The sequence below is a fragment of the Staphylococcus sp. EG-SA-15 genome (genome assembly GCF_017151895.1).
GTDB lineage: Bacteria > Bacillota > Bacilli > Staphylococcales > Staphylococcaceae > Staphylococcus > Staphylococcus aureus.
In genome coordinates this window covers 1-246 of the sequence record NZ_JACVZN010000161.1, presented here as the reverse complement: position 1 = coordinate 246, position 246 = coordinate 1, and the positions used below count along the sequence as shown (strand labels likewise).

Here is a 246-nt window from a genome sequence, read left to right as displayed (position 1 = left end):
GGCTGTTCTAGAAAAAGAAGTGCCGTTTATTGAAATGGGAACACTTGATCAACAGACAGAAGTGAAAATCGTTTTTATGTTAGCAATGGATAAAGTAGATGATCAACTTAAGTTATTACAACAGTTGCACCTAAATCTAAAAATCCCCTTACAAAATCAGTGAAGTAACTCATATTTAAACCCTCCCTGTTATATATGCATTGTCACGATACTTTCCGATTGTGATTACATTTGACGTTACGGTCA

At 34.6% G+C, this 246-nt stretch carries 1 pseudogene; it reads left to right on the top strand.

The features are described from left to right. A pseudogene (locus IDG64_RS14850) lies at positions 1-127 on the top strand (PTS sugar transporter subunit IIA); the annotation flags it as partial. Positions 128-246 lie beyond the last annotated feature (119 nt).